Origin of the sequence: Streptomyces sp. NPDC056373, from assembly GCF_042262425.1 — a bacterium.
Taxonomy (GTDB): Bacteria; Actinomycetota; Actinomycetes; order Streptomycetales; family Streptomycetaceae; genus Streptomyces.
Genome location: NZ_JBHJPX010000012.1, coordinates 49,462 through 56,165, shown reverse-complemented (window position 1 = coordinate 56,165; position 6,704 = coordinate 49,462). Strand labels below are relative to the sequence as shown.

At 69.8% G+C, this 6,704-nt stretch carries 8 protein-coding genes; 5 read left to right on the top strand and 3 right to left on the bottom strand.

Annotated elements, in window-relative coordinates; translation table 11 throughout:
- Positions 1–188: 188 nt before the first annotated feature.
- From ACFCXS_RS25425 to ACFCXS_RS25415, 3 genes are all read left to right on the top strand, one after another.
- Positions 189–1,163: an intradiol ring-cleavage dioxygenase gene (locus ACFCXS_RS25425; protein ID WP_376645636.1), complete on the top strand. Its 975-nt coding sequence runs from the start codon at positions 189–191 to the stop codon at positions 1,161–1,163.
- A gap of 169 nt (positions 1,164–1,332) precedes the next feature.
- A complete protein-coding gene (locus ACFCXS_RS25420) occupies positions 1,333–2,676 on the top strand; it encodes an MFS transporter (protein ID WP_376645635.1) in 1,344 nt (447 codons plus the stop codon).
- A gap of 50 nt (positions 2,677–2,726) precedes the next feature.
- Entirely contained in the window at positions 2,727–3,146 is a 420-nt protein-coding gene (locus tag ACFCXS_RS25415) for a hypothetical protein (protein WP_376645634.1), read from the top strand.
- A 13-nt stretch (positions 3,147–3,159) separates the two neighbouring features.
- Here the strand turns inward: ACFCXS_RS25415 and ACFCXS_RS25410 are convergent, their stop codons facing one another.
- From ACFCXS_RS25410 to ACFCXS_RS25400, 3 genes are all read right to left on the bottom strand, one after another.
- Positions 3,160–3,771 (bottom strand): Uma2 family endonuclease, encoded by a 612-nt coding sequence (locus tag ACFCXS_RS25410; RefSeq protein WP_376645633.1) that lies wholly within the window; start codon positions 3,769–3,771, stop codon positions 3,160–3,162.
- Positions 3,772–3,818: 47 nt separating this feature from the next.
- Positions 3,819–4,727, bottom strand: a complete 909-nt coding sequence (locus ACFCXS_RS25405) for a helix-turn-helix domain-containing protein (protein ID WP_376645858.1) — start codon at positions 4,725–4,727, stop codon at positions 3,819–3,821.
- Between the two features lie 333 nt (positions 4,728–5,060).
- The gene (locus ACFCXS_RS25400; RefSeq protein WP_376645632.1) at positions 5,061–5,492 is read right to left on the bottom strand and encodes an ATP-binding protein; all 432 of its coding nucleotides are present in this window, start codon (positions 5,490–5,492) and stop codon (positions 5,061–5,063) included.
- A 118-nt stretch (positions 5,493–5,610) separates the two neighbouring features.
- On the opposite strand from ACFCXS_RS25400, the gene ACFCXS_RS25395 reads away from it, so the two are divergent.
- Together ACFCXS_RS25395 and ACFCXS_RS25390 are read left to right on the top strand one after the other, a co-directional pair.
- A complete protein-coding gene (locus tag ACFCXS_RS25395) occupies positions 5,611–6,486 on the top strand; it encodes a helix-turn-helix domain-containing protein (RefSeq protein WP_376645631.1) in 876 nt (291 codons plus the stop codon).
- Positions 6,483–6,692 (top strand): DUF397 domain-containing protein, encoded by a 210-nt coding sequence (locus ACFCXS_RS25390; RefSeq protein ID WP_376645630.1) that lies wholly within the window; start codon positions 6,483–6,485, stop codon positions 6,690–6,692. Before ACFCXS_RS25395 ends, ACFCXS_RS25390 begins: the two co-directional genes overlap by 4 nt.
- The last annotated feature ends 12 nt before the right edge of the window (positions 6,693–6,704 follow it).

Here is a 6,704-nt window from a genome sequence, read left to right as displayed (position 1 = left end):
AGCTTCCCGCGCCCCCTCTTTCCCCCGGCACCTTCGCGCCGCCCCCCCCCCGCCCCCTGTGGGCGGGGTCGCCCCCCCCGCGCGCGCGCCCCCCCCCCCCCGCCGCCCCCCCCCCACTTTCGCGTCCAGGGCTCTCACCCAGCTCTCACCCAGGCTCCTGACAGCCGTGCTCCCTAGCTTCCTTTCCCATGACGGGACAGGAGACGGCCCGAGGGCCGAAACACAAGAAGGATCTGACGCGCCGCAAGGTCGTCGTCGCGGGAGCCGGTGCGGTGGTCGCGGCGGGTGCCGGAGGTGCGTTCGCGGCGGGCGCGTTCGCCGGCGAGGACACCACGGCAGCCAAGGGCAGGACGGCCCAGGCCTCCGGCGAGGCCTGCTACCGACTGACCTCCGAGACGACCGAGGGCCCCTACTACATCGACGCGGACAAGCTCCGCCGGGACATCACCGAGGACCAGGAGGGCATCCCGCTCACCCTGCGTCTGAAGGTGATCGACTCCGACACCTGCAAGCCCCTGGCGAACGCCGCCGTCGACATCTGGCACTGCAACGCGCTGGGCGTGTACTCCGGGTACGAGGCGATGGGAAGCGGGGGCGGTGGAGGGGGCGGGGGCGGCACGCCGCCCTCCGGTACACCCTCCGGTACGCCGACCGGTACGCCCACGGGCGGGCCTCCGGGAGGCGGCGGTGGAGGGCACGAGGAGCCCACCGACGACGAGCGTTTCCTGCGCGGCACGTGGCGGACGGACAGGAAGGGCGAGGTCGTCTTCCGCACGGTCTTCCCCGGCTGGTACCAGGGCCGCTGCGTCCACATCCACACCAAGGTGCACGTGAACGGCACCTGGACCGACGCCGGCTATGAGGGCGGCACGACCTGCCACACCGGCCAGCTCTTCTTCGACGAGGCGTCCGTGCTGGCCACGGCCGAGGTCGCGCCGTACTCCACCAACACCACGACCCGCACGACCCTCGACGACGACACCATCTACCCGGGCAACGGCACGGAGGGCGGGCTGCTGAAGCTGAAGTACAAGAAGGGCGCCGTCGCCAAGGGCGTCGTCGCCACGCTCACGATGGGCGTCGACCCCGAGGCGACGCAGGACGGCACGGGGGACTCGGTCCAGCCGGGCGCGTCGGCGTCGGCGTCGGCCACCGGGAGCTGACGCGGACATGTGGGGCGGACGTGAGCAGGCAGGTCCTGACCGTCCGCCCCACATTCACAGATGTGGACTTCTGTCCCACCCGTTGACCCGGAAGGCGGGCCTCTCTAAGGTCCCTTCGAGCCGCGTACATGATTGCTGTTCATGTATGTGTACAACGAGGGAGACAACGATGTCAGACGCCCCGACGGCGATACCCGAGGCCGAGCAACGGGCGGTGGGCAAGTTCCTGCGCCGCATGCTGCCGATCCTGGTCCTGATGCTGCTGGTCAACCAGATGGACCGGACGAACGTGGGCTTCGTCCAGGACGAACTGCGAGCCGACGTCGGGGTCAGCGCCACCGCCTACGGACTCGGCGCGGGCCTGTTCTTCATCGGCTACGCACTGTTCGAAGTGCCGAGCAACATGTGGCTGGAGCGGTTCGGCGCCCGGGTATGGCTCACCCGCATCATGATCACCTGGGGTCTGGTGATCGTGGCCATGTGCTTCATCCACAACGTGTGGATGTTCTACGGGCTGCGGTTCCTGCTCGGCGTCGCGGAGGCCGGCTTCTTCCCCGGCGTGCTGCTCTACTTCACCCAGTGGCTGCCGGACTCCAGCCGGGGCCGGGCCAGTGCGATCTTCCTGGGCGGCTCGGCGACGGCGTACATCGTGACGGGCCCGATCACGGGCGCGCTCCTCGAACTGCACGGCGCGGGCGGCATCGCGGGCTGGCGCTGGATGTTCGCCCTGGAGGGCGCCTTCTCCATCCTGGTCGGCTTCATCGCCGGGTTCTTCCTGGTCTCCCGGATCCAGGACGCGAAGTGGCTGACGCGGGAGGAGAAGGACGCGCTGGGCGAGGCGGTGGCGCGGGACAGGGAGGTGCGTGACCGTGCCCCGTCGGTGTCGCGCCGGAAGCTGATCTTCCACCCGCAGGTGGCCGTACTGACCTCCGTCTTCTTCGCGATGGCGCTCACCGGCTACGCGATCACGTTCTGGCTGCCGAGCCTGGTGGAGGAGATCGGCGGGCTGTCGCCCTTCCAGGTCGGGCTGCTGTCGGCGATCCCCTGGATCTGCGCGGTGATCGCGATGTACACGACGAGCCACTTCACGGACCGGGCCCCGGACCGCCGTCCCTACCTGGCGATCGCCCTGGTCCTCTCCGCGTGTGGCACCTTCCTCGCCACCCTCGGCTCCCCCTGGTTCGGCCTCGCCGCGCTCACTCTGGCGGCGGTGGGCGGCAAGTGCGCGGCCACCCTGTTCTGGCCGATGGCCCAGTCGGGCCTCGACCTGAAGATCGCGGCGCCGGGTCTGGCCCTGGTCAACTCCATAGGAAACCTGGGCGGATTCGTGTCCCCCACCCTGTTCGGCTACCTGAAGGACACGACGGGAAGCACGAACGGGGGCCTGTACACGCTGTCGGCGGCGTCGGTCCTGGCGGTGCTGGGGGTGGCGTTCGTGCGGCACACGAACCGGGGCGAGCCGGTAGGCACTCGTGGGCGTGCGGGGATTTCGGAGGAGGCTGCTGCGCGGTAGTCGCCACGGCTCGTGGTAATCGTGGTCGGCCGAATGCGAACGGGGGGCGTATGGACGACCACGAGGACCAGATCCTGGCCGATGAACTTGCCGCTCTGGCTGCTGCCGCCGGGGCATGGGGCGGCTTGACCCGCTTCGTGGCCAAGCTGATGAGGAAGAACGTTCGCGAGATCGACCTGGTCGTCGCCCTGCCGTTCGACGATGCCGTCGAGCACGTTGCCTCGGTACTCGGACGGGCAGGGCGAACGGTCGGCCCCGTGCCGGAATCCGATGAGGCGCAACGGACGATCCGGGTCGTCGTCGGCGGTGGCGCCGGCGGCCTGAACCCGGTGGTCGTCACCGCACGGGTGAGACAGGGCGGGGCGACCGACTCGGAGGTCCGACTCCGTGCCGCCGCCAAGGAGGGCTTGATCAGGCAGCGGGCGGGCGAGCGGACCGCTGCCCGTGTCGCGGCGTTGCTGGCGCCCTAGCAGTCGGAGAAGTTCAGCGCCGCTCGCCGGTGCCGTCTTCGTAGCGCGGCAGGCCTTCGGTGGAGATCGTCCAGTCCGCGATGGTGACGTCCTCCCCGTAGACGAAGTCCTTGCGGGTGGCGTAGCGGGGGCCGTCGGGGGTGGCGTGGATGTCGGTGAGGACGGTGCCGGTGCCGGTGCGGGGGTCGAAGATCGCGTAGACGGGGACGCCCATCAGGGGGTAGTCGCGCATCTTGGTGACCCAGTCGTTGTCCGGGTTCGAGCGGGAGACGACCTCCACGGCGGCGACGAGCGCCCGGGGATCGAAGGAACCCTCCCCTTCCATGTCGGCCTCGGCGATCACCATCACGTCAGGCCGGCGCATGATGCCCTCGGGCTCGTCCTCCACGTCGGGCTCACCCGTGTGGGCCACGATCTCGTCCGGCATCGCCTTCTCCAGGCGCTTCCGGACGCGCAGCACGGTGAGTTCGTGCGGCTTCATGGGCGACATCATGTCGAGGACGATCCCTTCCTTGGTGATCTCGAACTTGCCGGGGAGGTTGTCGTCCGCCGACTGAACGAAATCCCGCATGACCCGGTACAGGTGGGAGGCGCCCTGCCGCGCGTTCTCCGGGGCGATGGTCATGGCGCTCGCTCCTCGTCGTCTGTGCCCAGGGGCAAGGATCGTCACGTTCATGCTAGGCGGCCTCCGGGGAGATCGGGTCGGCACGCGCGGCAGCGGCCGGGGGCGGGACCGCGGAAGGCGTGGTCGCAGCCGTCGCAGTTCTGGAGGGGATGACGGACAGCCGGTGACGCCTCGGGTGAGCGGAACGGCGGCAGGGGTGGCAGCTGGGCGGTGAGGCGGTGGGCCAGGAACGCGGCCGGGCGGCGCAGGGGTTCTGGTGGCAGGTCGCTGGTCAGGGCGTGGCGTACGGCGGTGGGGGTGAGGTCGCGTTCCAGCCAGGCGGCGACGCCGGGGGCGAGGTGTTCGGCGTCGGTGGCGGAGAGGAGCAGGCGGGGGTCCGTGCGGCGGAGGCCGGCGAGGACCTCGGTGGCTGCCTGGAGGAGGGTGGGGGAGCTGTACGCGGGCTTCGGTACGGCGGGGAGGGCGCGGGGGCGCGACGGTCTCTGCTGCGGGGCGGTTGCCGATCGGCGGGGCGGGGGCTTGGGTGGTGCCGCTTCGGTCGTGTCGCGGTCGCGGTGACCTCGGGGCTGGTTGCAGGAGACGGTGCGGGTGACGATGCGGCCGGTCGGGGTGCGTTCGCGGGTGCGGCTCAGGTAGCCGTGGGTCTCCAGCTCGCGCAGGGCCGCGGCGATCCGGGTGGGGCCCTCGGGGAAGCGGGCGGCGAGGGACTTGATGTCGATGCCCGCGCCGGTGGGCAGCGACTGGATGTGGCAGGCCAGTCCGATCGCGAGGAGCGACAGGTCGGGGTGCTGCGTGAGGTGGTTGCCGATCACCGTGAAGCGGGTGGTGTGGCGGGTGTTGTCGTGGATGACGCCGCCGCCGGGGTGCGCGTGCCCGCCGGTGTGCCGGTGCGGGTGGTTTTTGCCGCTGTTACGGGACTGGGCGTGGGGGCGCACGCTAGGGTTTTGGGTGTCCATCGGGAAGGTGTTGACTTCCTTGGTGGTGTCCATCGGGAAGGTGTTGACTTCCTTGGTGGTCAGGCCCTCGCATTGGGATGCCAGTCCCGGCGAGGGCCGTTGCATGTCTGGGGGTTGTGTCGTGGTGCTTGGTGTTGCGCTGAGCGTAGAGCAGGCAACCGGGTTGGAATCCAGCTCAGTTGGTGATGTTCACTCTCCGGAGTGAGCGTGCGCCGTGGGCGGGAGGGGTGGGGCTTGGTGCGGTTTCTTTCCCTCTCGTGTTTCTTGGGGAAGACCGCCGACGGCACCGGAGCACACGCGGCCACGTCACGGTGCGTGTGTTGTTTTGGCTGTTCAGGGGTTCGGCAGATCGAGTTCTGCCCATACAGTCTTGCGGGGCACCGGCCCGGTCTGCACGCCCCAGCGGTCGGCGAGGGCCTCTACGAGGAGGAGGCCGCGGCCTGACTCGGCGTCGGGGACGGATGGGCGACGGCGGGGGAGGTCGTCACCGCGGGTGTCCGTGACCTCGATGCGGAGGGCTTCGCCTTGCATCCGGAGCACGAGGCGGAAGTCCCGGCCGGGAAGCCGCCCGTGGGTGGCGGCGTTCGCGGCGAGTTCGGCGACGAGGTGCTCGGCGGCTTCGGTGACGCCGTGAGGCACCTCCCGGGTGCGCATCCACTCCGTGGCGAGGAGCCGGGCGAGGCGGGCGCCGCGCGGTGTGGACGACAGCAGGACGCTGAAGTGCTCGTCGGGCGAGAGAAGTTGGGTGGACTTTTCCTGATTCACGTCACTGAGCGTGGCGGTGACTGCCTACCGTGAACAGTGACAGTGCAAGTACGTAGGGTGACTGTCCGGGGCTTGTAGGCCGTTGTCCGGGCTGTCGGCAGTGCGACGGAGGTGCGGCATGACGGTGGACGGCGAGGTGCGTCGGCTGGGTGGGGAAGCGGACGAGCCGGGGTGGGAGGTGGACCCGGACGACGAGTGGGGAGTGGCCGTCATCGCCACGGTGGGACGGCAGTTGAGGCTGCGGCGTGAGGCGGTGGGGATGCGGGCCGCCGAGTTCGCGACGGCGGTGGGATACGGGGAGGACCTGGTCTACAAGGTCGAGGGCGGGAAGCGGATTCCCCGACAGGAGTATCTGGACAAGGCCGACGAGGTGTTGGGAGCGGGTGGGCTCGTCGCGGCGGCCTGGGAGGACGTGAAGAGGGTTCGGTATCCGAAGAAGGTTCGGGAGCTGGGGAAGCTGGAGGGCAGGGCGGTAGAGATCGCTCTGTACGAGTGCCACATCGTCCCCGGGTTGTTGCAGACGCGCGAGCACGCAAGATCCGTGATCGGGGCAGCGCAACCGCCCTACTCGCCGGACGATGTGGAACGCATGGTTGCCGCCCGGCTGGCCCGGCAGTCGGTCTTCGAACGGTCGCCCGCGCCGGCGCTGAGCTTCGTCCTGGAAGAGGGGGTCCTGCGGCGCCCCATCGGGGGCAGGATGGTGTGGCGTCAGCAGCTCGAACGTCTGCTGGAGGTGGGGCGGTTGCACAATGTCGTGCTTCAGGTGATGCCGATGGACTGCGACACCCACTCAGGCCTGGACGGACGAATCGAGTTGCTGAAGTTCCCCGACGGCACGGCCGTGGGGCGCTCCGACGGCGCGTTCAGCGGTCGGCCGACCTCCGAACTCAAACACCTGCGCGTCCTTGAGCTGCGGTATGGCACCATCCGGGCTCAGGCGCTCTCTCCGCGGGAGTCGCTGGCCTTTGTCGAGCAACTGCTGGGGGAGACATGATCCGCAAGACCACCGCTGGGGACGCCTCCGGGCTGGTGTGGTTCAAGAGCAGCTACAGCGGCGGCAATGACGGCAACTCCTGCGTTGAGCTTGCCGTCAGCCCCGGCACCGTGCACGTTCGCGACTCCAAGAACGTCGAAGGTCCCCGTCTGGCGGTCACGCCCGGCGCCTGGGCGGACTTCGTGGCCCACGCTTCGAGGCGCTGACCGGGTGGGCTC

What these genes read in the sequence shown, in the direction of transcription:
- ACFCXS_RS25395 (WP_376645631.1), top strand. Translation starts at nt 5,611, where the DNA reads ATGACGGTGGACGGCGAGGTGCGTCGGCTGGGTGGGGAAGCGGACGAG.
- ACFCXS_RS25420 (WP_376645635.1), top strand. Translation starts at nt 1,333, where the DNA reads ATGTCAGACGCCCCGACGGCGATACCCGAGGCCGAGCAACGGGCGGTG.
- ACFCXS_RS25390 (WP_376645630.1), top strand. Translation starts at nt 6,483, where the DNA reads ATGATCCGCAAGACCACCGCTGGGGACGCCTCCGGGCTGGTGTGGTTC.
- ACFCXS_RS25425 (WP_376645636.1), top strand. Translation starts at nt 189, where the DNA reads ATGACGGGACAGGAGACGGCCCGAGGGCCGAAACACAAGAAGGATCTG.
- ACFCXS_RS25405 (WP_376645858.1), bottom strand. Translation starts at nt 4,727, where the DNA reads ATGGACACCCAAAACCCTAGCGTGCGCCCCCACGCCCAGTCCCGTAAC.
- ACFCXS_RS25415 (WP_376645634.1), top strand. Translation starts at nt 2,727, where the DNA reads ATGGACGACCACGAGGACCAGATCCTGGCCGATGAACTTGCCGCTCTG.
- ACFCXS_RS25410 (WP_376645633.1), bottom strand. Translation starts at nt 3,771, where the DNA reads ATGACCATCGCCCCGGAGAACGCGCGGCAGGGCGCCTCCCACCTGTAC.